Consider the following 25,543-nt stretch of genomic DNA (forward strand, 5'->3'; position numbering starts at 1 on the left):
ATCGAGGTGGGACCCGAACCTGGGAGTTATGTCCGGATCATCCCGAACTCAAGATAGAACCCTCGTCCGGCGCTCGCATAGTGAACGGGTCCCTATTCGGGCACAATTTCAGCCAAGGCGCCCTCGGCGCTGCGGGCAGCAACCAGGCAGGCGCGCGAGGTGAATCTGTCGAATAGCGGATGTCTGGACAACTCGCGCCATCGCCGGACGGCCGCGGTAGCCCGCGCACGCTGCACCTCCGGCGATTCTTCCGGTTCGCAGCCCAGTCGGTCGCTGGCCCGGATTCCGTAGCCACCGATCAGCCTTTGCAGTTGTGCCAGGTCGTCGGGTGGCAGATCTGTGTGTACCGAACGAAGTCGCCCGAGCAGGCGAAGTTCGTGGAAGCCGTGAACATCGGCAAGCAACCGTTGCGCCTCCGCCGCGATCTGATCGCCTTCCTCACTCGGATCGGCCTCGAGTATCCTGCCCAGCGTCACCAGCGCAGTGTGCGATTTCAGTTGATCTGCCCGCTGCCCGAATTGAACGTCGATCACCTGACGCAGTTCATCGAGGCCGCTTCGCTCCAGCAATTCGGCGGCCAGAGACGGTGAATCAGTGGCCCCCAGCTTGATCGATGTCACGGCGAGGCGAATTCCGAAGAGCCCGAACCGATCGGCCAACTGCGCCCGCATCGCCGCATCGACCGGGAGTGGACTGTCCTGCCTGGCAAAACGATCCGCGGAGAGCAGTGCCAGGCTCAGATCCTCGGATGGAACCTGCGCGAGCGCCGAGAAGGCCGCGAACTCGCTCTGCCTCATCGTCCGAGCAGCGAGCGCGAGCAGACCTGCCACCGGAACCACCGACTGGCACAGGCCCGTTCGCTCCAACTCCTCGGCGAATCGTGCCGCGACGTCCTTCGCCGAAGACAACGCGTCGAGCCTGCCTGCGCCGACCTCGTCGGCACGCGAGAGAACACCGATCACTCCGAGCGGCCCGGATTCTCCGCCCACGTGATCCGCGATCTTCCCGAGAAACTGCATGTCACTGGCGTTCAGGGCCCGAAGAAGATAGACCACTGCATCCGCGCCCGGTGCCCCGCCGTCAGGAACAAGCATGTCCCAGGTGCGGGCCGAAACCTCGGTCGAGAGCGAAGAGGTACCCGGTGTGTCGATGATCGTCGTACGAGCCAAAGCCGAAGACGGCCAGTCGACGTCGATGCGGTCCACCGAGCCTGCGGTGTACTCGCCCAGATCGAAGGTGAGCCTGCCGTCGCGGCGCGTCACCGGCACGTTGAACTCGGCGCCGTTCTCGGCCGTCGCGGTCACCTGCGGCGTTGTCCCGTTCCGATACCAGGTGACGACGCGCGTGCACTCGGTCGCGTCGGTTGGCGCTATATCCTGTCCGACGAGCGAATTGAGCAGCGTCGACTTACCCGCCTTGAGGGAACCGGCGAGCGCCACCCGGAGTGGCTCGTCGAGCCTGGCCGCACATTCTTCCAACTGGGCGCGCGTCTGTGGTTGATCGGCGTAGACCCGTCTGGCGTGATCGATCAGTGCGTGTGCCGACTCCACAGCGGTCACGGCGGTCACGGCATTCATGCGTTGGTCACCTTTGCCGAAGCGGGAGTTTCGCCGATCAGCGTTCCGGCAACGGCGTCGAGTTCCGCGACGACGCGCATATCGGTCTCCAGACGCTTGATACGAGCGGCATGTTCGCTCGACTCCAACTGCGCGGCTTCCTGCGTGGCGCGAAGGGATTCGTTGATCGAGCGCAGCGCCTGCTCGGCGATGTCGGTGAAGTGATCACGCAACAGCCGCTGCACCAGGCGGAGGCGATCCTTCGACTCCTTGCCCACCTGGAAACTGACGTCGTCGGCGAACCGTCGGATAGCCGCTTTCGCCTCAGCCCGACGCTTGAGCACCTGGGCCTGCTTGTCTTCACGATAAGCCTTGGTACCCAGCAGGACCCCGGCGCCGATGGAGATCGGGTTGACCAGAGCCATGCCCATCATCGTGGTGATCAAGCCGAACATCAGAACGCCTCCGTACGAGCCGCGCATACCGACCAGGACCTTTTGAGTGATGCCGATTCGTCCGGATTCGAGGTCCGCCAACGCGCCAACCGGTTCCAGGAAACCGTCGGTGTCGGCAACGTCGAGATGCGGGAGCGCGACGTCGCCGGTCTCCGCAAAGTGCTGCGCCACAACCTCTGCCAACCATTGAGCTCGATCGTGAGCCCACACGAAGTTGTCTCCGATAGCGGTGGCAATCTCCTGTTCGAGCCACTCCCCTACTACGTCCCAGTCCTTACCGGGATCGCCTTCGTCGACAGTCTCCTCGGCCTGGCGGGTGACCCGGCGCAACCGGTCCCGGAGGTCGTGATCGATGTCGGCGGCGAGGTCTGCAATGCCGTCGCCGAGGCTCTGTTGCCAGAGTGAGGTCTTCTTGTGCAGTTCCTCGGCCGCTGCCCGGGCGCGCTGCAGACCCGCGACCGCCGCCTGTGCCGTCGACGGATCCTTCAGCGCCGCAAGCTCACTGCCCATCTCCAACGTCAGATGCGCTGCCGCAGAACGCACGTCCATCGCTACCGCGCGTCGAGTGTTCGATTCGGCACGCGCAACGACGTTGTCCCGCAGGAACTGATAGAGGTCCAGGAAGCCTGATTCCGCTTCGAGTTCTTTGTCCCCCAGCCTCAGCGCGTGCGAGCGCAGTACCGAAGAGATCGGAATGAGTGGCAGGTCCAACCCGGCGCGCTGGAGGTGTCCGCGGTCGGCGTCGAGGATCTGCCGCCAGTGCGGGTACAGATCGGTCTTGCTGATCAGCCCGGCCACCGCAGGACACAGATTGACGACCTGGCGGATGAATCCAAGCTCGGGTTCGGTGAACTCCTGGCTGGAGTCCGACAAAATCAACACGGCATCGGCCGCGGTGATCAACCCCAATGTTCCTGCAGCATGCGGATTTCCATGACCACCCACGCCGGGGGTGTCGATCAGCACCAAACCGTCGGCCAACAGCGGACTGGGAACACCGACCTCGACGCGCAAGACCTCACGCCCTTCGGCGCGAGGTGTGGCCGGGGTGATCCCCATGAGTTCTTCGAGCGGGAGTGGTACCCGGATGGGCGCCGCGCCCGGATCGGCGAGAATCAGTTCGGCAACCGCGGTCTCCGCGTACTGCACGACCGTCGCCACGGCAGTGGTCTCGTCGTCACCGACCGAGCAGACGTCGATGCCGAGCAGCGAATTGACGAACTGGCTCTTGCCCTGTTTGAGGGGGCCGACCACCACGATACGAATACGCGGGTCGTTGACTCTGACCTGGGCGTTCTCGAGTCGCCGCACCAGATCCGTGCGCCCGAAATCCTTCGCCACTACAGCTGTTCGTTCGAGCAACGACGCCGTCGACGACGCGACGCGCGCCTTCCGGTGGCTTACCTGACTCGCTGAATCACTCATGAGCTACGTTGACCCGCAATTCTTCCCGACTCGAATATCCGGCCCTGCGAACGCATAGCGCACGCAGGGCCGGATTTGTTACATCAGGTCATTTTGACCGACTTCAGTTCCTGCGTCAGCAGATCAGGGATGCAGGTGATCGACAACCGCAACCGGGTCGATGTGATCGACCGGTGCTGCAACCGAATCCTCGGCGAAGAGCGAGTGTTCGGTATCGGCGCTCAGGCCCGAAGCGGAACCCGAACCGAAAGCGTCGGTCGCATCGATCGACGACCACGGGTTCAACGCACCGGTCAACGAGCTCGTCAGGTCGGACACTCCGCTGACCGCTCCACCGAGAGATCCACCCAGGTCAGCGACTCCACCGCCGCCAACGGTACCGCCACCGTCGACGGTGCCACCGGCAGCGGCGGTTGCGTCTGCTCCGATCGAACCGGTCACGTCGGTGACTGCCCCGACGGCTCCGCCGGCTCCGACGGCTCCGACGGCTCCGCCGAGGGATCCACCGAGGTCAGCGACACCGTTCAGTGCACCGCCGAGCGACCCACCCAAGCCGGCCGCCGCGTTCGTGGCTGCATCGAGACCTGCGGTTGCGTCCAGACCTGCTGTTGCGTCCAGAGCGCCGCCCACAGTTGCTCCGAGATCGCCGGTCACAGCGCCGAGGTTCAGGCCGTCCGCCGCGATGCTTCCGAGGTCGACTGAAGGCAGTTCAGCGGAGATCGGGCCGAGGTTCACTGCGCCGAGGTCGACGGAAGGCATATCGGCGCCGATCGCACCGGTACCGATTCCGCCGATGTTCAGTGCCGTGTCCAGCGCTCCACCGAGGGCCCCTTCGGCACCGACAATGCTGTCGAGAGAGCCGCCCAATCCGGCCCCGAGGCCTGCGCCCAGTGCACCGTCGAGCGCGCTGGTGAGGTCTGTACCCACCGAACCGACAGCACCCAGGCCGCCTGCACCTGCGAGAGCGGTGTCGAGAGCCGCCGCCACACCGGCAGCCAAGCCTGCTTCGCCGCCCAGGCCGAGTGCACCACCGAGGTCGATTCCGGTAAGTCCGCCTGCGCCCAGTGCTGCGTCGAGTGCGCCGCCGAGGCCGCCCGCGAGCCCGGCATCAACGCCGAGTGCCGAACCGAGGACGCCTTCGAGGGCCGTCGACAGATTCGCGCCGCCGCCCAGAGCCGCCGCGAGGTCGGCGCCGAGTCCACCTTCGGTGTCGAGTGCTCCCCCGAGCAGTCCGCCGAGTGCGCCGCCCAGGTCGGCTCCGACCGTTCCGCCGGCACCGAGAGCGCCGGAGAGTGCCGCGCTGAGTTGCGCGCCGAGGTCTGCGCCGCCGCCGAGCACTGCGTCGAGGTCAAGTCCGCCGCCGAGGCCCATTGCTGCGTCGAGTGCTCCGCCGAGTGCAGTTTCCAAGTCTCCACCGACGCCGAGTGCTCCGCCGAGGGCGCCGCTGAGTGCAGCACCGAGATCGAGCCCGCCCGCGATATCTGTGAGGACACTGACGTCGGTGATCGCGCCGAGAACGCCGCCGAGCGATGCACCCAGATCGGCGCCGATCGTGCCGCCTGCTCCCAGGACACCGGAGAGCGCGCCGGACAATGCCGTGCTGAGGTCAGCCGTCAGAGCGCCGGCCAGGTCCAGGCCGCCGCCGAGGGCAAGGGCGGATTCCAGTGCGCCGGTCAGGCTTGCACCCAATTCGCCGCCGATGTCGAGAAGACCACTGAGGTCCGCTGCGCCGCCGAGGAGTCCACCGAGAGCCAGTCCGAGGTCGGCTCCGAGGTCGCCACCGACGGCGAAGACGGGTGCGAGGGCTCCGCTGAGCCCTGCCGTCAGGTCGAGTCCGCCGACTGCGCCGATTGCTGCGTCGAGCGCTGCTCCCAGTTCCGCGGTCAGGTCGCCGGTCACTCCGAGCGCGCCGCCCAGAGCCGCGCTGAGCTGTGCACCGAGGTCGAGTGCGCCGCCGAGATCGAGTGCGCCACCGAGACCGAGGCCGGCTTCGATCACGGCGCCGAAGGCTGCACCGAGGTCGGCACTGATCTCGCCGCCGAGGGCAAGCGCAGCACTGAGGGCTGCCGCGAAGTCGCCGACCAGATCGAACTGGCCGCCGAGGGCGCCGCCGACTCCGAGGCCCGCGCCGGCGCCGAGACCCAGGCTGCCCCCCAGACCGCCACCGAGACCACCGGTGAGTCCACCACCGATTCCGAGTCCGCCGCCGATCGCACCGGCAGCGGACGCGCCGGCGTTGACGATCGCGGACAGGTCGGCGCCGCCACCGGCAAAGAGTCCGGACTCGGCGACCAGCGGAGCAACAGCGACGATGTCGGCGGGGCTGACGTCGCACAAACCTGCAGCGTTGAGAGCCTCGGTCGGGTTGGCGCAGTAGTTGGCAGCTGCCTCGTCGTCGCGAAGTAGCCCGAGGATGAATTCGAGTACGGCGTTCGTTGCCATGGCGGGTTCTCCTGAAGTTCGTTGACCGTGATGTTGCCGGTGCTCCGGAAACTGGTGCGCTGCCAGAGGTAGCGAGTGGAATCAACGCTAAGAACTTTTGTGACCGGGGCCAACGGGGAGCATCCCCCTCTTCTACGGGGGCGGAGGGGGAAGTCCCCTACGGGCCACGACTGGCCTGGTTAGGGGATTTGCCCCGATTAGGGGATCGGCCCCCTACTTCGTCGGGGCGCCTCCAATCCGGTAACGATCTTGGTCCTGAAACCGACATCGCAGACAACCGCGACAGTCCTTCTGTCGCCCACGACCAGGGGAGTTCGTTCATGGCGGCAGGGCTCGGCATCAGCATCGGTTCGGCCACTCTCGTAGCTGTCAGCGACGGCTCGACCGGTGAAGCGCAACAGGTCCGCTTACCCAGTGCACTGCAATTGGACGACGGATCCGTCATCACCGGATTTGTCGAGCGCGTCGGAGACCCGATTCCGATACTTGCCGCCGACGGCACCGAGTACCGCGGCGAGGATCTCGCGGCAACAGCGGTAGGCGCGCTCGTCGGCCAGGCGGGCGGCGACGAAGGGCCAACGGTCGTCCTGGCTCACCCTGTGGGGTGGAACCGCCACACAGCACGCACCATGGAGTCCGCGCTGGATGACGCCGGGGTTCACGGGGCGACTCTCGTCACCGAACCCGCGGCCGTCATGGCGTGGCTCGCCGCTTCCGGAACTGTTGTCAACGACGGTCTGACCGTCGTCTACGACCTCGGCGCCCGTTCGCTCGACGTCACGATGATGTCCACCACCGGCGGACGAAGCGAGATCTTCGGAAAGCCTCTGCGCAGCGAGGACATCGGCGGCGACGAATTCGATCATCTCGTCACCGTGCACCTGCTCGATGCGGTGTCGGATCACTTCGCAGCCCTTGATCCCTTTGCTCCTCAGACGATTGAAGCGCTGGAAACTCTGCGCGAGCATGCTCGCGCAGCCAAGGAGGAACTTTCCACCGAGACGGAAACCGTTGCCCCCGTGGCACTTCCCGGCGCCGTCAGCGACGTTCGTCTCGTTCGTTCCGAGCTCGAGGATCTGATTCGCCCCGCCCTCACCGAATCGGTGGCCTTGGTTCGCGAAAGCCTGCGATCTGCAGGCGTCGAGTCCAGCGATGTCAATCAGGTTGTTCTGGCGGGCGGAAGCTCGTCCATTCCCCTTGTCGCCGAACTACTGTCTGCGGAGCTTCGTGTTCCGGTGATCGCCGACGCCGATCCGGCGTCGTGCGCGGCGTCCGGCGCAGCGACGCTGGCTGCGGAATTGACAGCCACCACGGCACTCGCTGTCCCTGTTGTCCCCGCCGAGCCCACCCGCAAGCCCGCGCCGGTTCCGGCCTTCTCCACTCCGCTCCTTGCCGAGCCGACCGAGGAAGAGAACACGGCGACTCGACGCTCGTCGAGGGTGGGCGTCGTTGCTGCGGTGGTTGGTGCATTCATCGTGCTCGCCGCAGGCGGGCTCGGAATCGGAACAGCCATGGACAAGATCAACGTCCCGTCCAGTTCGGCGAACACCACCAACGAGTCCACCTCCTCGACTGCTTCGACCACCCCAGGCTCTACTCCCGGCAGCACCACGGCAGCCGAAGCGGCAGGCACCGGATCCACGACTGCGAACAACGGAAGTCAGAACAATCAGCCGGGTTCTCCTGCCGCCGCAGGCGGCTCCACGACGGCACCAGGGGCAGTTCCGGTTGCCGGCGCACCAGCTGGATCTGCGCCCGCACCGGGCGAGACCGCCCAGTCGGCGCCTGCACCTGCCGCACCCGGCGCCCCGGCGCCCGCACCGGTTCCCGCCCCGGCACCAGCGCCCGCGCCCGCACCTGGAGCTGGCGTCGGAACCGGCATCGGTGATGCTGCGACCGGCATCGGCAACGGAGTCGGCGGTTTGGTCGACGGCGTCGGGAACGGCGTGGGCGGCGTGGTCGGAGGTCTCGGAAACGTCGTCGGTGGTGTCGGAAACGTGGTCGGTGGTGTCGTCGGCGGCGTCACCGCGCCGATCCGCTGACCGGCAGGCTTTCGATGAACCGTGACAGCGGCACCGAATCGTCTTACATCGCAGGACTTTTGCGCGGCATTGATCTGACTGCATCGCCACTGCGCCTGTTCCTCACCGGGACCGACGCCAGCGCTCGGCCCCAAGTGTCGAGGGCAGTGCGGAAAAGAATCGAATCGGGTGACAAGCCCGTGGTCACCACGCTCGCACATGATGCCCCGGCCGATGCGATTGTGGTGATCGCGGACGCGCAGGCTCTGACCTCCGATGAAATCCGAGCCCTGAACGAGCTTGTTCAACGCGACGACCTCGGAGTTGTCATCGCCTCCGATCGGATCGATCCTCCACTTGCACCGATCTACGCGAACATCTCGAGTTTCGGTACCGTCCTTCACCTGAACCCGTTGAACCGATCCGATATTCGGAAGATCGCCGCAGAGCGAAGGGTCCCACTCGACGACCGTGCCGTGCTGACGCTCGAGCACCTTGCCGGGGGCTCCCTCGGGGCCGTCGAAGCGTACTTCGCCGCCGCCTCGGCGGGCCGCCCGGAAATGGCGCCGGCCATACGCACACATTTTCTCCATCAGGTCACCGCTCTGCATCCGATCGAGCGGGAGATCCTGGAGGTTTCACTCGCCGTCCCGGACATCGACTCTTTCGAACTCGATCTGGGACAGGAGAAGTTCAGCCTCACAGCCGCATTCGACCGTGCACTGGCGACCGGACTGTTCGGGTCGCGATCTCCTCTCGTCGCGAGCGTTTTGGCGGAGTCGACCAGCACAGGGCGTATCCGCAGCGAGCTGATCAGAATCGTCGAATCACGCGCGCACGCGCGAACTCTCGACATCGACACAGCACGAAGACTTTTCGACTCCGGCATCCGCCACCGTGATCTCACGGCCGTACTACGAGACGCAATCGACGCCAGCATGCCGGCGGTCGCGGCAGATCTCTTTCGTCGTGTGCATTCGATCGAGCCTCTCGACCTGGCCGACACGCTGCTGTACGCCCAGGTCTCGGCTCGGAGTGGTGACCTCGACACTGCGTGCCGCCTGGCAGATTCCGTCATCGCCGAACCCGATCTCGACACCGCGAAACTGGCGACGGCAGTGCGGATCCGCGCAGCTTCATCCGCTAGCTGTGGTCAACTCGGCGCTGCTGCAGATCTCTACGCCTGGCTCGGGCCAGAGCGCACCAGAAGCGAATCCCCCTTCGCCGCAATCACCTTCCTAGGCATCGGCAAGGTCGACGACGCGAACGCGGCGCTCACCGGGCACACCGGATCACCGTCGAGCACCACGGTCGGCGCTGCCACTCTGGCCAACGGATTGATGCAATCGGTAACGGTGAGTGCACCGGGTGCGCTCAACACAATGTCACGCGCGCTCTCCCTCCCCGGCGGCGCCGACACCTCGCAATTCCAGCCTGATTCCGCCCCGGCACTCGTCGCGCTGGCGCTCCTGCACAACGGTGCCCACGAACGCGCCGCCGCTGTTGTCACCGCCGCGATCACCGCCGACGACGCAAGCAGTCACACGTGGGCACGACTTCACATTCTCGGTGCCTGGATCGCGATGATCCGTGGGAACGACACTGCTGTCGAAGACTTACCGGAAGAGGTAGTCCGCGGTCCCCTCCGCGAACGTGACGCACTGTTTCTGCATGCTCTGATCGTGGGTCTCGCTCGGCGCTCCGGCGATCTCGCTCAATTGCGTCGGGCTTGGTCCGGCGCGGCAGGCGCCCTCTCGTCCTGCAGCGTGGATCTCTTCAATTTGCTTCCCATCGGCGAACTGTGGCTTGCTGCAGTACGACTCGACGAGGCCGAGCAGGTCGAGCATCTTGTCGACGACGCGCGCTCACTCCTCCGTGCCCTCGGCGAGCCGCCGCTGTGGTCTTCGCCGCTTCATTGGTACGGCGTCCAGGCATCGATCCTCGCGCAGTCGCCGGCCGACCTTCTTCCACACGCGCATGTACTCGCGGAATCAGCAAAAACCCACACTTACGCATCCGGTTTGGCGACCGCCGGACGCCAGTGGCTCCTACTCATGCAGGGCACGGTGAACGCAGACGAAGTCGAAGCCGCTGCGCGAACGCTCAGCCGAATCGGACTCCCCTGGGACGCGGCCCGCCTCGCCGGCGAAGCAGCGCTGCGCACCCCGGACACCAAATCGGCGACGGCCTTGCTCCACGTCGCGCGCTCGCTACGCACAACGTCGACGGCCGAGACGAATGCAACCGATTCGGCCGACAGCGCGACACCACCGTCGGTTCTCACCGAGCGCGAACAAGAAGTTGCCGAACTCGTCGTCGTCGGCCTGACGTATCGGGAAATCGGCGAACGTCTCTACATCTCCGCCAAAACCGTCGAGCACCATGTCGCACGCATCAAGCGACGCGTCGGGGCACAGTCTCGTTCGGAATTGCTCACCATCCTTCGAAGCATGACACCGACGAACAAATAGTCAGCTGCATGTTGCGCAAAGGCCTGCGCATCTCCTCTCAAGGAGAGTTTTCACACGAAATGGAGCACGCATGCCGAGCGGTTCCGGCACCCGAAAATTCTCGACGCACAAGCTCCATGTCCCCCGGCACCACGCCCGCCACCGCGGCGAGTCCGTCCGGAGCGGTTTCGCAATCAGCGACCTCGCTCCCGTCGGAAGTACCCGACCTGGTGGTCCCGAATCCCGACATGCCCGCAATGCCAGTGGCCCGAGACCCGGAATGCGAAGTTAAACAGAAGGATTCAACTGTTCGAGGGAAGGCACATATTCCTCGTCAAAATTTTTCCCCTATGGTGGGTGCGGTACCTACCGGCTTGGTGCCGGGGACTTGAAGGGATTTCATGCGTAACTCGTTGGCGATCCGTACTGCTGTGGTCGGCGCCTCGGCACTACTGCTCGCAGCTCCATTCATCACGATTGCATCGGCAGAGCCCGCCTCCGACACGCATGTCGAACAGCTCGAAGCCGACCAGCTTCCGGCTGAGCTGGTCGAGGCAATCACACGCGATCTGAAGATCTCCCCGCAGGAGTACCTGGACCGCGCTGCCAAAGCTCAGGAGCTCGGTGCGTACGCCCAGGATTTCAAGTCCGAGCGCCCCGGCGACTACGCCGGCTCGTGGATGGGACTCGACGGTCAACCCGTCGTAGCCGTCACCACTACCGAAGCTGCACGCATCGCCGCCGACGACGGTTACCGCACGCACGTCGCCCCCGTCTCCGCCGATACTCTCGAGAAGACACTGGCCGACGTCAACGGATGGATTGCCGGGCTGCCCAAGGAAATCTCACGCGCAGTCAATTCGGCGACTATCGACGTCCTGAACAACCAGGTCGTCATCGACGTCGCGAACAGCCCCGTCGGGCAGGCACTCAATCTTCCGACCCTGCTCGAAAACACCAAAATCGTTCTCAGCCCGGACGGTGGCGGATCGGTTGACCCCCGAGCGCTCGGCGGCGACACCTACATCACGTCGACGGGCCCCATTCGCGAGACGCCGACCGAGAACATCTCGGTCTGCTCGTTCGGGTTCAACGCCGTCGACAATCAGAACAACGCACTCAATATCAGTGCTGGACACTGCAATCCGGCTGAGGGTTCGAAGTCGCCGGTCTACCTGCCGAATCACGCGAACGTCGACGACAGTCAATTGATCGGCGCCTTCTCACAGTCTTCCGTCGGCAACAACGCCGGCGATCTCGATTACTCGGTCATCAAGTTCGACCAGTCGGGCATCGACGCCGGCCTCGATCGCGCTGCCGTCCGCGGCGCCAACGGCACCACCCTGGCGATCACCGGAACAGCACGTCCCGTGATCGGCGCCCCCATCTGCAAGTCGGGCCAGACGTCCTCCTTCACCTGTGGCGTCGTGGCGGCGGATCGAGTCGAAACACAATTAGTCATGGCCGACAGTGATTCGCGAACCGTCCGCGGATTCGCCGGTACCGCGTGCACCCTCGCCGGCGACAGCGGCGGCGCCATCGTCTCCGGAACCTTGGCGCTGGGCATCACCAGCGGCTCGAACAGCAGCGGCGCCCCCAGTTGCAACGAAGCGAACCTGGTACTGGCGACCTCGGGTGGAACCTCGAATCTCGGTATTCCGGTCGGAGATATTCTCGACGCGGCAGATCGCGCATCCGGTGGCGGCGTCGGTTCCGGAATCCGCGTTCGCACTGCGGGTTGACCAACCCTGATCCACTCACTGTGCCCGCCGATCCGTTTCTCGATCGGCGGGCACAGTGCTGTCGTCGGCCGGGGTCAGCGCCGTGTGCTCCTGTAACGGGTGGGATTAGTGCGTTCGAACCCATATAGTCATGGTCGACTGTGATCGGCTCACCACAAGTCCGTGAGCCGTATCCGTGTGCTCCCAGGGGGGTGGTACGCGGTCAACGAAGTGGAAAGGCCCTCATGCGAAGCTCCATCGCACGTCGTGCCGCAGTGTTCGGTTCGGCCGCGCTGCTGCTCCTCGGACCGATTACCGCGGTCGCGAACGCAGAACCGAACGAATCCGGGGTATCCGATCAGGCAGCCCATCTGCCCGTCGAACTCGCCGAAGCTCTACAGCATGACTTGGCACTGACGCCCGACCAGTTCGTCTCGCGTTCCGAACTCGCGCAGAAGCTCGCGGAGTTCGCCGCCATCGCGCGCGTCCAGTTCCCCGACTCCTTTGCCGGCGTGTGGCTCGACGACCTCGGCAAGGGAGTCGTCGCTCTCGCTGATGGTCGCGACAAGGACGCTGCCCGCGAGGCCGCCGAAAAGGCAGGCTTCGAGGTCAAGGACGTCGCTCAGAGCGAGCAGGCTCTGCAGGGTCAGCTCTCCGCGCTCAACACGTGGCTCGATTCGCAGCCTGCCGAGGTCGCTGACCTCGTGCGTGGCATTGCCGTCGATGTAGTCGGCAACGGAGTTGCCCTTACAGCCGATCCTGCCGCCGGCATCGAATTGCCTGAATTCCTGAAGCGGACAGTTGTACACACCGCTGCTCCGCTGCTGGTTCCCCCGATCGTCGCGGACCTCATCCCCGCAACCGGATCCGCCACCGGCGACGCCGCACTGGGCGGAGACGCCTTCGGCGCAACCTCCGGCAACACCGGACTTCGTTGTTCGTTCGGCTTCAACGGCACCGACGGTTCAGGACGCACGGTCAACATCAGCGCCGGCCACTGTGATCCCAACCGCGCCGCTGCCGGCACCTCGAACTCCAGCCAGGTCTTCCCTATGGTGAACAACCAGACCGGGCCCCGCGTCGGATACTTCGCCAAGAGCAGCTTCGACGGGCGCGACTACTCGATCATCAACATCGACGACAACGCGAAGTACCGCTTCGAGAACAACAGCGTGCGGGTCCCGTTCAACCGTTCGGTCAACATCACCGGTACAGCCGATCCTGTTGTGGGAGCCCCGGTCTGCAAGGCAGGGTCGACCACCGGCTTCAGCTGCGGCGTTGTCACCGGCGTCAACCGCGTCGCCAAGGTTTTGGATCACACGCTCGACAACGGTTTCACCACCAACATCTGCGTCCTGCAGGGTGACAGCGGTGGCCCCATCGTCTCCGGAACATTGGCAGTGGGCATCACGAGTGCCTCCAACGTCGCCACCTCCCCCCTGTGCGAGATCGCACAGGTCGAGACATTGTTCGGACAGGAAGCACCGACGCAGTACGCGACGCCGATCAACGACATCCTCGCGGCCAATCCAGGCCTGAAGGTTCGCGACTACTGATCGCATGCTTTAACTGAGGTAGCAAAACGGGCGCCACACCTTCAGAAGGTGTGGCGCCCGTTTCCGCGTTTGTGACGTTCTACTGGAACAGCTGCTTACTGGAAGAGTTGCTTACTGGAAGAGCGTCGTTCCCGCGGGAGCGTTCAGGACCTTGATCAGGTCCATACCCGCGACGATGGCGGTTCCGCCGCCGGCGAGGATCGTACCGGCGACTCCACCGATACCGGCGCCGGTGACTATTCCGGGCAAGCAGCCGACGATCAGGCCGGCCAGACCCACGATGCAACCGATGACTGCACCGACGATCGTGCCGGTGAGACTACCGATCTGCGTGGCAAGCCCGAGCTGCGACTGGAACTTCTCGATGGCCTTCTGATCCTCGTCAGGCGAAGCCACCGGAGTGAACTCGGCAGCGACCGGCTTCGGCTTGGAGCTGGCCGGATCCAGGTTCGGCTTGAGGGTGAGGGTCTTGCCGTCCTCGCTGACGGTTTCGTCGAACGGGAACTGAACGTCGCCGAGGTTGAACGCGAGCGGCAGGCTCACGAGAGTTGCGCCCTGACTGTTCTGCAGATCGACGTGTGTTCCGTCACCCGATACTCGGAATGCCCCAGCGTCGATGGTGGTGACGACAGCCTGGTCGACGACCTCGGCGGTGTACGAAACGTCGGGTGACGTCTCCGGAGCTGCATAAGAAGTACCTGCAGCGATGCCCATAGCGGCAATGGTCATCGCTGCGACGGCCGCAGCTTTACGAATGAACATTTTCAATCCTCCCCGGGATCGGGCGGGCGCAAGTCGATGACTCACGCCACCCGTTTCCCCTGTGCGTGACGGGCGTAACGATAACAGTCGGTCGGTTGTCCTCACCTGCTCGGAACCCGAGTTAGGGCTGCCTGACAGATGGACACCTGATGGGCACCGCCTAACGTGACGACCAGACATGTCTGCGTCTGACCAAGCCCGTCCGACGCAGAAGATCGATCTCTCCAGGCCACGAGCGGTTACCAGCCGGTACCTACAGGCTGGTAATGCTAGTTACTGGCGGGTAACATAACGCAGGTTAGTATCAGTGGGCTGTCCCGAGGTGGCCGACGCGTCGCCCTGAAACGAAAGGCCGCGACATGAATGCCCTGACGATTACGTTGGGCACGATTGGTGCACTGCTGAGCTTGGTGTGTTGGTACATCTTCCTCTCAGGTGCATTGAGGATGTTCAACACCGTGCGCATCGGCCAGTCGGCACCCGATCGATGGCGCCCGTTCTTCCCTCGCTTCAAGCAGATGATCATCGAGTTCATCGCGCACACGCGCATGAACAAGTTCCGCAGCGTCGGCTGGGCCCACTGGCTCGTCATGGTCGGCTTCCTCGGCGGATTCCTGCTCTGGTTCGAGGCTTACGGCCAGACGTTCAACCCGGAGTTCCACTGGCCTATCTTCGGTAACACGTGGGCGTGGCACCTGTGGGACGAGATCCTCGGCCTTGGCACCGTCATCGGTATCACCACGCTGATCGTGATCCGTCAGCTCAACCACCCGCGTCTGCCGGCGCGCCTGTCCCGATTCGGCGGCTCCAACTTCAAGGCTGCCTACGTCATCGAAGGCATCGTCCTGCTCGAGGGCCTGGGCATGATCATGGTCAAGGCCGGCAAGATCGCGACTTACGGCCACGCCAACCCGTGGACCGACTTCTTCACCATGCAGGTCGCGAAACTGCTTCCCGCCAGCCCCGTCATGATCTCGGTGTTCGCGTTCGTCAAACTGATGACCGGCATGATCTGGCTGGCGATCGTGGGCCGCAACATCACGTGGGGCGTCGCGTGGCACCGCTTCTCGGCGTTCTTCAACATCTACTTCAAGCGTGAAGACGACGGCACCGTCGCCCTCGGCGCCGCGAAGCCCATGATGTCCAAGGGCAAAGCCCTCACCATGGACAACGTCGACCCCGACACCGACACCCTCGGCGCCGGAAACATCGAAGACTTCTCCTGGAAGGGCTGGCTCGACTTCACCACCTGCACCGAGTGCGGCCGCTGCCAGTCCCAGTGCCCCGCGTGGAACACCGGAAAGCCGCTCTCCCCCAAGCTGCTCATCATGTCGCTCCGTGATCACGGCTACGCCAAGGCCCCGTACCTGCTCGCTGGTGGACGTAAGGACATGGGCGGCGACGAGATCGGTCTCGTCGACAGCGAAGGCAACGTCAAGGAAGCCGCCCTCGCCGCGATCCCGGAGGCCGCACGCCTCGAGGCCGACCGCAAGCTCGTCGGTGAAACCGTCGAAGGTGAGATGGCCCCGGTCATCGACGCCGAAACCTTGTGGAGCTGCACCAACTGCGGCGCCTGCGTCGAACAGTGCCCCGTCGACATCGAACACGTCGACCACATCATCGACATGCGCCGCTACCAGGTCCTGATCGAATCGGAATTCCCCTCCGAGCTCGCCGGACTGTTCAAGAACCTCGAGAACAAGGGCAACCCCTGGGGCCAGAACTCCAAAGACCGTCTCAACTGGATAAACGAGATGGACTTCGAGATCCCCGTCTTCGGCAAGGACGCCGACAGCTTCGAGGACTACGAGTACCTCTTCTGGGTCGGCTGCGCTGGCGCCTACGAAGACCGTGCCAAGAAGACCACCAAGGCCGTCGCTGAACTCCTCGCCACCGCGGGAGTGAAGTTCATGGTTCTCGGCGCCGACGAAACCTGCACCGGCGACTCCGCGCGTCGTGCCGGCAACGAGTTCTTGTTCCAGCAGCTCGCAATGCAGAACATCGAGATGCTCAACTCGGTCTTCGACGGTATCGAGCAGCGCAAGCGCAAGATCGTCGTCACCTGTGCGCACTGCTTCAACGCGCTCGGCAACGAGTACCCGGAGGTGGGCGGCGACTACGAGGTCGTGCACCACACCCAGCTGCTCAACCGTCTGGTGCGCCAGAAGAAGCTGATCCCCGTTGCATCCGTGAGCGAAGACGTCACCTACCACGACCCGTGCTTCCTCGGACGCCACAACAAGGTCTACGACGCTCCCCGTGAACTCATGGAAGCCTCCGGCGCCAAGCTCGTCGAAATGCCGCGTCACGGTGAACGTTCCATGTGCTGTGGTGCCGGTGGCGCCCGCATGTGGATGGAAGAGAACATCGGCAAGCGCATCAACGTCGACCGCGTCGACGAAGCGCTCTCCACCAACCCCAAGAAGATCGCCACCGGTTGCCCGTTCTGCCGCGTCATGCTCACCGACGGCGTCACTGCCCGTCAGGAGCAAGGCCAGGGCGAAGGCGTCGAGGTTGTCGACGTCGCACAGCTGATGCTCAACTCCGTCACCCGCCTCGAACCCACCAAGCTCACCGAGAACATCAAGGTGATCCCGCGGGAGAAGGCACCGGTCGCTGCTGAGGCAAAGGCCGAAACTGTCGAGCAGGATCGGGTCGCCGAAGTCGAGGAAGCAGCCGCGACTCCGGAGGCCAAGGCCGCACCCGCCGGCAAGGGCCTGGCCATGAAGGGCCTTGCCAAGGCACCCGGCGCGAAAGCTCCCGGGGCCAAGGCACCCGGCAAGGGACTCGGAATGGCAGGCGGAGCAAAGGCTCCCGGCGCCAAGAAGGCTGCTCCCGCTGCAGCCGACGCAGCTCCCGCTGCCGAAGCCACAGCACCCGCCGCACCTGCGGCGAAGCCCAAGGGCCTCGGTCTTGCGGGCGGAGCCAAGGCACCCGGCGGCAAGGGACTGCAGATGAAGGGCGCTGCCAAGGCACCCGGAGCGAAGGCTGCGGCCACACCGGCAGCGGAAACTCCCACTGCTGAGGTTGCAGCACCCGAAGCTGCTGTACCCGTCGCCAAGCCGAAGGGCCTTGGCCTGGCCTCCGGCGCCAAGGCTCCCGGCGGCAAGGGACTGCAGATGAAGGGCGGAGCCAAGGCGCCTGGAGCGAAGACAGCCCCTGCTTCTGAAGCACCTGCCGCTGCACCCGAAGCACCCGCCGCTACACCTGCTGCACCTGCTGCACCTGCTGCACCTGCAGAGGCTCCGGCCGCCGAGGCGGAAGCCCCGAAGGCTCCACCGGTTGCCAAGGCCGGCGGACTCGGATTCAAGTCGGGCGCAAAGGCCCCCGGTGCCCGGAAGGCAGCTCCCGCTGCGGCCCCGGCACCGGCCGCGGAGGCCGAACCCGTCAAGGCGGAAGCACCCGCCGAAGCACCTGAGGCGTCCGCACCCGCAGAAGCTCCGGCTCCTGCTGCCGCGCCACCCGCTCCCAAGGCAGGCGGGCTCGGATTCAAGGCCGGCGCAAAGGCTCCCGGCCGCAAGAAGTAGACGCACCACACGCGAATGCCCTCACCGTCATGGTGGGGGCATTCGCGTTTGTATGGGAGCCCCTAGCCGACCGAGCACCCTTTCCCTCGACCCAGCACACAGTGCAGCACGCGGAAACCGGTGCTCGCCCTATGCAAGTGGTGCTCACTCCCCCGCCAAACTCGAGGCCGGCGTGTCAATCAGCGACAAGCATCACCGCACCGCGCGCACGCCCGACTCCCCTTTCCTGCTGCCGTCCGATGACATAACGCCCCGGGCCGATACCGGTCGCGCCGTGCTCCGGATGGATGAGGTACGCGGTCACTCGGGTGTCGAGCACGCCGAGCGCAAGGCCCCGAGCATCTTTCACCGGTGTCGACCAGGTGCACTCCCCTGCGTCTGCAACCAAGCTGTGAGGGTTGCCGCCCGCCGCGCTCCGCAGCAGTTCCACTCCGGAGAGCGGAACAGTCACGGATCGAGTCCACGGCAACGGCGCGACGATGTTCGCAAGCAGCGAGAACGGGATCACGATGAGATCGCCCTGTGCCTGAAGACCGTCGACCACAGGAATGGACACTTCCTTCTCGAGATAGTCGAAGACATCGAGGCCGGTAAGGGTGGTAAGAGCGGACAAGGTCATGTTCGAGTTCATATGTATCACCTGGGGTTTGAGGTTGAGGGGGGTTTGACGTTCAGGTTCGGCGAACGAGGCATGCATAGTCGGCACCGGTGATACCGTAGGTCCAGCCGGCGGCATCCATCGCGGACGTGAACCATCCCGGCACGTGAAGTCCGTATCGCCGCCGATGCCCATCGCGTTCGAGAGAGCCGTTGACCGCGAGTAGGATTCGCCCACTTCGGCCCCAGCCTTCCGGCGACGCATAGAGCTGCAGGAGACAACCTGCATTGCCGGGATCGTCAGTTTCGTCGACCAGCGTCAGTCCGGCACTATCAATGTAGGTATCCCAGCCGATGCGCTCGATCGCACATCGGCGGATCTCGACATTGCGCTCCTGCGCGATCCGTTCGGCGGTCGGGTCGAGCACCACCCAGTCGGGAACGATCGCCCCGTGCAGAACGAACGCGTTTGTGCCGTCGCCGAATTCGATTGCAGGGGAATCGGAATGGTGCAACCGCCGCGCTCCCTGCACGCTGCCCGGAATCGGTTCGGCATTCAAGGCGGTGGGTCGTTCAGCCATGATGCACACATTGTCGAACGCCCACCACCACCCGGTCGAGTCAGCCAGCGCCGTTTGCACGTCCAGGAGCTCACGATCTTCCGAATCGAATGTCGCAAGACCATATCGACGGAACGTCTCGTAGTACGCGATTCGATGGGCTTCTTGCTGTCCGTACCAGGTCACCCTGCCGGCCACCGGGGTCAACGTCGTTCGTATCGCAGCTGCGACGCCGTCGAACAGCGTGGTGTGCAACGATTCCCAAACGGATGCCCTGATCAGGCGTTCCCTCTGCCGGCGTTCTATCTGCCAGTCAGTTCTCCGACGTTCGATTCGCGCGTCCATGCGTCGGCGCGATGCCGCAAACATGCTCGCGATATACCCAGATGGGCAGTCGAGTCCGGTGCCGTCCACAGACATCTTGGTCAACAGCTCTTCGGTCGCAATCAGGTCCGAACCGGCACGGGGAGACGGGACCCAGACAAACTCCGGTTTTGAGAGCCCGGATCGCCGATACAGTTGCACGACAGAAGATTCCGCGGTCGATCGATCGGCGGGACGAGTACACAATCCGCGTTCGAGCCAAACGTCGCGGATCTTTTCCAGGGCCTGACTGTCTTCATCGAAGAGATTGAAGTTCTCGGGCAATGTCGCTCGACGTGATGCCGACGAGCGAATCGGTGCGGCGCTCACGCGACGGTGGCGGTGTCCGCCTTTCCTGTAGTCATAGTTCTACAGCGTGGCACGCAAACGCTCCGAACGCAAGGAATGCCCGGGCGCAACGTCGAGAACCGGCCACCGTTTCCGTTAACAAAACACCCCCTCCAGTGAGGTGAAACCAGTTCGCACTGTGGACAAGTGGTGACCGATCGACATGGGGGAACAGACACATATCATCCGCAGGCCGGACCAACTGTCCCGCCTCGATGCCAACGGACGACATCGATTGCAAGTCGAGGCCGTGGCCGGTGCAGCATCACCCGGTGCCGCTGTCAGCCACATCTCGGCTGCGGTGCTGCACGGTTTCGAACTCTGGAGCACTCCGCTCGATGTCGTCCACCTGTCCCGGAGTCGGCGAGGTGGTGGCCGAAAGCCCGCTCCCCGAGTCACAGGTCGAATCCACGACGCTCGCGGGCTGGTCGGTCGCGTCGACTTCCTGTGGCGTGAACAGCGCACTGTCGGAGAGTTCGACGGCCGCATCAAGTACGGCCTACTGGTGCCCGCCGGTCGCAGCGCCGAGGACGTGCGCTGGAAGGAGAAACTCCGCGAAGACCGGCTCCGTGACGCAGGTTGGCAGGTCGCGAGGTGGAACTGGTCCGACCTGTCGACTCCGTCGCTCGTGACAGGTCGGATCACGGCGGCCTTCTCGCGCGGGCCGGTCAGGTACTAGCCGGCTCCCACAGCTCCAGCGCCGGAATGCCGGGTGGGGTGAATCCGAGCACCTGTCCGTAGAAGGACAACTCGGCGTTACGTGAGCTGATGATGGTCGACTGCTTGCGGAATCCGTGAGATTCACCCTCATAGGCCAGGTACGCGTGCGGGATGCCCTTGGCCACCAGAGCATCCCGGAATCGCTCCGCCTGCGAGGGTGGCACGATCGGATCGTCGAGACCCTGGAGCAGCAACACCGGGCAGTTCAACCCGTCGACGTTGTTGAGCGGAGCACGTTCCGCATACAGGTCGGCAGATTCCGGCAGCGGGCCGATCAAACCGTCGACGTAGCGCGATTCGAAATCGTGAGTTTCCTGCACAAAAAGGTCCAGTTCGGCTACGCCGAAATAGGAAGCACCACAAGCGAACACGTCGGACGTCGTCAGTGCGGCCAGCACGGTCCATCCACCCGCAGATCCGCCCTCGATGGCAAGGCGGGCCGGATCGGCAAGCCCCTGCTCGGCCAACCCGGTGACGGCGGTGACGACATCCTGCACGTCGACGACGCCCCACTCTCCGCGCAGTCGGTTGCGATACTCACGTCCGTAACCGGTCGACCCTCCGTAATTTACGTCGACGACGCCGATTCCGCGGCTGGTGAAGAAGGCGTAGACGAGGTTCAGTGCCGGTGCAACGTGTGCCGTCGGGCCACCGTGAACAAACGCGACGTACGGCGGCAGTTCACCGTCGAGACCTTTGTACCGCGGACTGCGCGGCGGATACGCGACGGCATGCACTTCTCGTCCCTGTCCGTGGGCGACGACGGCTCGCGCTTCCGGAAGATAGGCGGACTCGGGCAATCCTTCGACCGACGAACGAATTTCTTCGAGTTCGCCGGTACCGAGGTTCAATTCACGTAGCGCACCCGCCAGCTTTGCTCCGCCCGAGGTGAGCAGCAGCCGGTCTCCACGGACCTGCATGAGGCCGATGCTGGTGACGCCGGCGATCGCGATGTCGCGCAGTTCTCCCGACGCCGGGTCGAGTACCGCCAGTGTGTCGGTTCCCACGGTGCGTGCGGTGAGAAGGTGTCCGTTGTCGAGTTCGACGAACCAGCGCGCGCCGAATCGCCATTGCGGCCCACCGAAATCCGCATTCACCGGGCAGATCGGGGTGATCTCCGCGCCGACTCGGTAAATGTTCCACCAGCCGCTGCGATCGCTGATTGCGTAGAGCTCGTCGTCGGTGATCCACTCCGGTTGCAGGACAGACTCTTCGGGTCCACCGACCAGCACGGAGTACGCCTGCGCGACGCCGTCGACGAGTGAAGCGACCCGTAGTTCGGTACCGTCCCAGGGCATTTGGGGATGATTCCACGCGATCCAGGCGATCTTGGTTCCACTCGGCGAAAGCCTCGGCGAGGAGAGGAAATCGGATCCGCCGACGATCGAGCGAATCTCACCGGGGCCATCCAGCGGAATCGCACAGATGTCGCGCGTGATCGTCCCGTCAACAGCGTGCGATTCCCGAACCGCCCAGACTTCGCCGTTCACGATCTGCAGGTCCGCGTACCGCAGCGCGGCCGGCGACGCCGGCTCTGGCGTCAGAGCCCGCGGAGTGAGGCCGTCGAGGACGTACACGCGCTGATCGGAGAATTCACTGAAGACCAGTTTCCCGGACTCCGTGACGGTCCAGGCGCCACCGCCGTACTCGTGAACCCTGGTCCGCGCGTTCCACGGCGCGGGGAGAATGTCGACGGGTTGGTTGTCGAGACCAGACCGACGAATCGACGTCCGACCGCTCTCGGTCGGCCGGAGTTCGGCCCACCAGATCTCGTCGCCGACGTATCGTCCGCCCTCGACGGGGTGCCCACCTGCAGCGAGATCAGCTGCTGTGATCGGCGACGTCCACGATCCGTACGGGGCTGCAATCTGCTCGCTCGGGGTCATCGCTCGACAATAGCCAACGGGTCGTGCGACGCGGTCCCCGACAATGCACTGCACAGTCCCCGACAATGCACTTGCACAGTGGTGGGATCATGTAACTCGTGAGCACACCAGAACCCGTCCGCCATCGTCAGCCGCAGCGCGAGCTGGAGCAGTCGTCGAAGCTCCAGAACGTCCTGTACGAAATCCGTGGACCGGTGCACGCGCACGCCGCCCGGTTGGAGGCGGAAGGGCACCGGATCCTCAAGCTCAACATCGGCAACCCGGCACCGTTCGGATTCGATGCTCCCGATGTGATCATGCGGGACATGATTGCTGCTCTGCCCTACGCGCAGGGCTATTCGGAATCCAAGGGCATTCTGTCGGCGCGGCGCGCGATCGTGACGCGATACGAGCTGGTTCCCGGCTTCCCCGAGCTCGACGTCGACAACATCTACCTCGGCAACGGTGTTTCCGAGCTGATCACGATGACCATGCAGGCCCTCCTCAACAACGGCGACGAGGTGCTGATCCCAGCACCGGACTACCCGTTGTGGACCGCGATGACGAGCTTGTCCGGCGGCACACCCGTCCACTACCTCTGCGACGAGGCGAACGATTGGAATCCCGATATCGCCGATATCGAATCCAAGATCACCGACAAGACCAAGGCTCTCCTCGTCATCAACCCGAACAACCCCACGGGTGCGGTGTACTCGATGGAGGTTCTGCAGCAGTTGGTCGATCTGGCGCGCAAGCATCAGCTTCTGCTCCTCGCCGACGAGATCTACGACAAGATCCTCTACGACGACGCAAAGCACATCTCGCTGGCGACGCTTGCCCCTGATCTGCTGTGCCTGACTTTCAACGGCCTCTCGAAGGCCTACCGTGTCGCGGGATACCGCTCCGGCTGGGTGGCGATCACCGGGCCGAAGGATCATGCGGCCGGTTTCCTCGAGGGGCTCGATCTCTTGGCGTCGACGCGGCTGTGCCCCAACGTTCCCGGACAGCACGCCATTCAGGTCGCCCTCGGCGGACACCAGAGCATCGAGGATCTGATCCTGCCCGGCGGCCGCCTGCTCGAGCAGCGCGACGTCGCTTGGGAGCGGCTGAACATGATTCCTGGTGTCTCGTGCGTGAAACCTCGCGGCGCCCTCTACGCGTTCCCTCGCCTGGATCCGAACGTCTACGAGATCCACGACGACGAGAAGTTGGTTCAGGACCTACTTCTCCAGGAGAAGATCCTGATGGTTCAGGGCACCGGGTTCAATTGGCCGAACCACGATCACCTTCGCATCGTTACGCTTCCGTGGGCCCGAGATCTTGCCGTGGCCATCGAGCGATTCGGCAACTTCCTCACCAGCTACAAGCAGTAGATTCTCCGGCCGAATCCGGGCGAAATCGAGTAAACAATTCGTTGTACAAATGCCCCGTAAACGTAAAACGGCGGGGCATTTGTGCGACCTTGGTCACATATTTCGCAAACCACGCGGTTTGATTGACACTTGAACTATTTAGTGACCTGCCCTGATGTGAAAACGGTCCAACCGGTACGTGATTCGTTGTGAAATTGGTAGTTGGACAACACGCCAAATCGGTTTGAAATTGGGTAGATTAGATATCAGCACTTCGGTGCCGCGAGCACCTGGTATCCCTCCCCCCCTGTGGATACCAGGTTGGTGGCGGGGACAACCCCCCCTGTTCCCCGCCACCCAGCTCGACCAATCCTAGTTTCACTCTCCGGTACTTCTATCCCGGATATTGTCTGTGCCGACACTGCCGTTAATCAACACTGCCGTTGATCGACACTGCCGTTGATCGACACTGTCCTCAGAAGCTGACCATTCGCTTCGGAGCCGATAACATTGCACCGGTGCAAATCCCCAGTCCGACACTCCGTTTCCGATGAGTCACGGCCACGGCCACGGCGGACCCATTCAGATCGGGCCCACCGCATCCCGCGTCGTCATCGGCTTGCTCGTCGTCATCGGCATGGTCGTCGTCGCGGCAGCAATCGCGCTGTGGCCCGACAAAAACTCTTTTCCGGTCCCGCTCCCGTTTCAGAATGCCGACGGCAGCTCGGTGGAAACCGAGGCGGGCACGGTCACCATGCAAGACCTCGGCGACTGCGGAAGTTCTTCCGCTGGAAGGGTATTCGTCGGCGCACCGCAGCCGCCGCCCACCTCGGCTTATCAATGCCAGCGGAGCATCGTCGATATCGAATCCGGGCCGAATGCCGGCACAAAGACCTTACTCGAGGTCATTCCGGGCGCCGGTCAGCCGGACCTTCGCGTGGGTGATCACATTCGCCTCGTGCGTCAGACGGACCCGAACGGCAATACGCAGTACTCCTTCGAGGACTATTCGCGGGGACTCCCGCTGGCGCTGATCGTCGTCGCGTTTGCCGTGGTCATCATCGCCGTTGCGCGGTGGCGCGGATTGCGCGCACTCGTCGGCTTGGTGATCGCCTTCGGCGTTGTCGTCGGATTTCTCCTCCCCGCCCTACTGGACGGCAAGCCTGCAATACCCGTTGCACTGGTCGCCGGGGCGGTGATCTTGTACGCGGTTCTCTATCTGGCGCATGGCGTCTCATTGAAAACCAGTTCGGCATTGCTGGGCACCCTCGCCGCGATGGTGCTCGCTGCCGTTCTCTCCTACCTCTGTATCGAACTGACGCATCTCACCGGACTGTCCGAAGAGCAGAACACCAATGTTCAGACGTACATCGAGCACATAGACATCACCGGCCTGCTGTTGGCGGGATTCATCATCGGCTCACTGGGCGTTCTCAACGACGTCACCATCACCCAGGCGTCCTCGGCATTCGAGTTGGCCGAACTCGACAAGCATGCGTCCCGCCGAAAAGTCTTCAGTGGTGCGATGCGGGTCGGACGCGATCACATCGCCAGCACGGTCTACACCTTGGTTCTCGCGTACGCAGGCGGGGCGCTGCCACTGCTGCTGCTCTTCAGTGTCAGCGGGCGCCCGCTTCAGGACGTTTTGGTCGGTGATGCCGTCGCGATCGAGATCGTACGGTCCGCGGTCGGCGGAATAGCTCTGGCTCTTTCGGTTCCGCTCACCACTGCCATCGCCGTGATTCTCGCACGTCCCCCCGGCAGTGCGGTCCAAGCCGGTTCGACTTCGGGTGGACGCCACTCCAAACGCTGAGAACCGGGCC

The 25,543-nt window shown here is 64.1% G+C and carries 15 protein-coding genes; 8 read left to right on the plus strand and 7 right to left on the minus strand.

What is annotated here, in order from left to right:
* Positions 1-92: 92 nt before the first annotated feature.
* From R4P65_RS22590 to R4P65_RS22600, 3 genes are all read right to left on the minus strand, one after another.
* Entirely contained in the window at positions 93-1,577 is a 1,485-nt protein-coding gene (locus R4P65_RS22590) for a dynamin family protein (protein WP_317828184.1), read from the minus strand.
* Positions 1,574-3,436 (minus strand): dynamin family protein, encoded by a 1,863-nt coding sequence (locus tag R4P65_RS22595; RefSeq protein WP_317828185.1) that lies wholly within the window; start codon positions 3,434-3,436, stop codon positions 1,574-1,576. Before R4P65_RS22595 ends, R4P65_RS22590 begins: the two co-directional genes overlap by 4 nt.
* A 123-nt stretch (positions 3,437-3,559) precedes the next feature.
* Positions 3,560-5,878 carry an IniB N-terminal domain-containing protein gene (locus R4P65_RS22600; RefSeq protein ID WP_317828186.1) on the minus strand — a complete coding sequence of 773 codons (2,319 nt, stop codon included), beginning with the start codon at positions 5,876-5,878 and terminating at the stop codon, positions 3,560-3,562.
* Positions 5,879-6,198: 320 nt separating this feature from the next.
* Between R4P65_RS22600 and R4P65_RS22605 the strand changes: the two genes are divergently transcribed.
* The 4 genes from R4P65_RS22605 to R4P65_RS22620 all read left to right on the plus strand — a co-directional run bounded on the left by R4P65_RS22605 (position 6,199) and on the right by R4P65_RS22620 (position 13,626).
* The gene (locus R4P65_RS22605) at positions 6,199-7,920 is read left to right on the plus strand and encodes an Hsp70 family protein (protein ID WP_317828187.1); all 1,722 of its coding nucleotides are present in this window, start codon (positions 6,199-6,201) and stop codon (positions 7,918-7,920) included.
* 14 nt (positions 7,921-7,934) lie between these two features.
* Positions 7,935-10,370, plus strand: coding sequence for a LuxR C-terminal-related transcriptional regulator (locus tag R4P65_RS22610; RefSeq protein WP_317828188.1), 2,436 nt, complete (start codon positions 7,935-7,937; stop codon positions 10,368-10,370).
* Between the two features lie 380 nt (positions 10,371-10,750).
* On the plus strand, positions 10,751-12,091 hold the full coding sequence (locus R4P65_RS22615) for a S1 family peptidase (protein WP_317828189.1): 1,341 nt from the start codon (positions 10,751-10,753) through the stop codon (positions 12,089-12,091).
* Positions 12,092-12,315: 224 nt separating this feature from the next.
* Positions 12,316-13,626, plus strand: coding sequence for a S1 family peptidase (locus tag R4P65_RS22620; RefSeq protein WP_317828190.1), 1,311 nt, complete (start codon positions 12,316-12,318; stop codon positions 13,624-13,626).
* A 111-nt stretch (positions 13,627-13,737) separates the two neighbouring features.
* On the opposite strand, the gene R4P65_RS22625 is transcribed toward R4P65_RS22620, so the two are convergent.
* Positions 13,738-14,388: an ammonium transporter gene (locus R4P65_RS22625; protein WP_317828191.1), complete on the minus strand. Its 651-nt coding sequence runs from the start codon at positions 14,386-14,388 to the stop codon at positions 13,738-13,740.
* 359 nt (positions 14,389-14,747) lie between these two features.
* Here R4P65_RS22625 and R4P65_RS22630 point away from each other — a divergent pair, with 359 nt between their 5' ends.
* A complete protein-coding gene (locus R4P65_RS22630; protein ID WP_317828192.1) occupies positions 14,748-17,915 on the plus strand; it encodes a (Fe-S)-binding protein in 3,168 nt (1,055 codons plus the stop codon).
* Between the two features lie 175 nt (positions 17,916-18,090).
* Here the strand turns inward: R4P65_RS22630 and R4P65_RS22635 are convergent, their stop codons facing one another.
* Both R4P65_RS22635 and R4P65_RS22640 read right to left on the minus strand, forming a co-directional pair.
* Positions 18,091-18,546, minus strand: coding sequence for a hypothetical protein (locus tag R4P65_RS22635; protein ID WP_317828193.1), 456 nt, complete (start codon positions 18,544-18,546; stop codon positions 18,091-18,093).
* A gap of 40 nt (positions 18,547-18,586) precedes the next feature.
* Positions 18,587-19,765 (minus strand): DUF6745 domain-containing protein, encoded by a 1,179-nt coding sequence (locus R4P65_RS22640; protein ID WP_317828194.1) that lies wholly within the window; start codon positions 19,763-19,765, stop codon positions 18,587-18,589.
* A gap of 181 nt (positions 19,766-19,946) precedes the next feature.
* Between R4P65_RS22640 and R4P65_RS22645 the strand changes: the two genes are divergently transcribed.
* Positions 19,947-20,462, plus strand: a complete 516-nt coding sequence (locus R4P65_RS22645; protein ID WP_317828195.1) for a hypothetical protein — start codon at positions 19,947-19,949, stop codon at positions 20,460-20,462.
* On the opposite strand, the gene R4P65_RS22650 is transcribed toward R4P65_RS22645, so the two are convergent.
* Positions 20,452-22,389, minus strand: a complete 1,938-nt coding sequence (locus R4P65_RS22650) for a prolyl oligopeptidase family serine peptidase (RefSeq protein WP_317828196.1) — start codon at positions 22,387-22,389, stop codon at positions 20,452-20,454. The genes R4P65_RS22645 and R4P65_RS22650 overlap by 11 nt on opposite strands.
* A 98-nt stretch (positions 22,390-22,487) precedes the next feature.
* Here R4P65_RS22650 and R4P65_RS22655 point away from each other — a divergent pair, with 98 nt between their 5' ends.
* On the plus strand, positions 22,488-23,741 hold the full coding sequence (locus tag R4P65_RS22655) for a pyridoxal phosphate-dependent aminotransferase (RefSeq protein ID WP_019747413.1): 1,254 nt from the start codon (positions 22,488-22,490) through the stop codon (positions 23,739-23,741).
* Positions 23,742-24,270: 529 nt separating this feature from the next.
* Positions 24,271-25,533 (plus strand): YibE/F family protein, encoded by a 1,263-nt coding sequence (locus R4P65_RS22660; RefSeq protein WP_283305974.1) that lies wholly within the window; start codon positions 24,271-24,273, stop codon positions 25,531-25,533.
* Positions 25,534-25,543 lie beyond the last annotated feature (10 nt).

Source organism: Rhodococcus sp. IEGM 1318, from assembly GCF_033142465.1.
Lineage (GTDB): Bacteria > Actinomycetota > Actinomycetes > Mycobacteriales > Mycobacteriaceae > Rhodococcus_F > Rhodococcus_F qingshengii_B.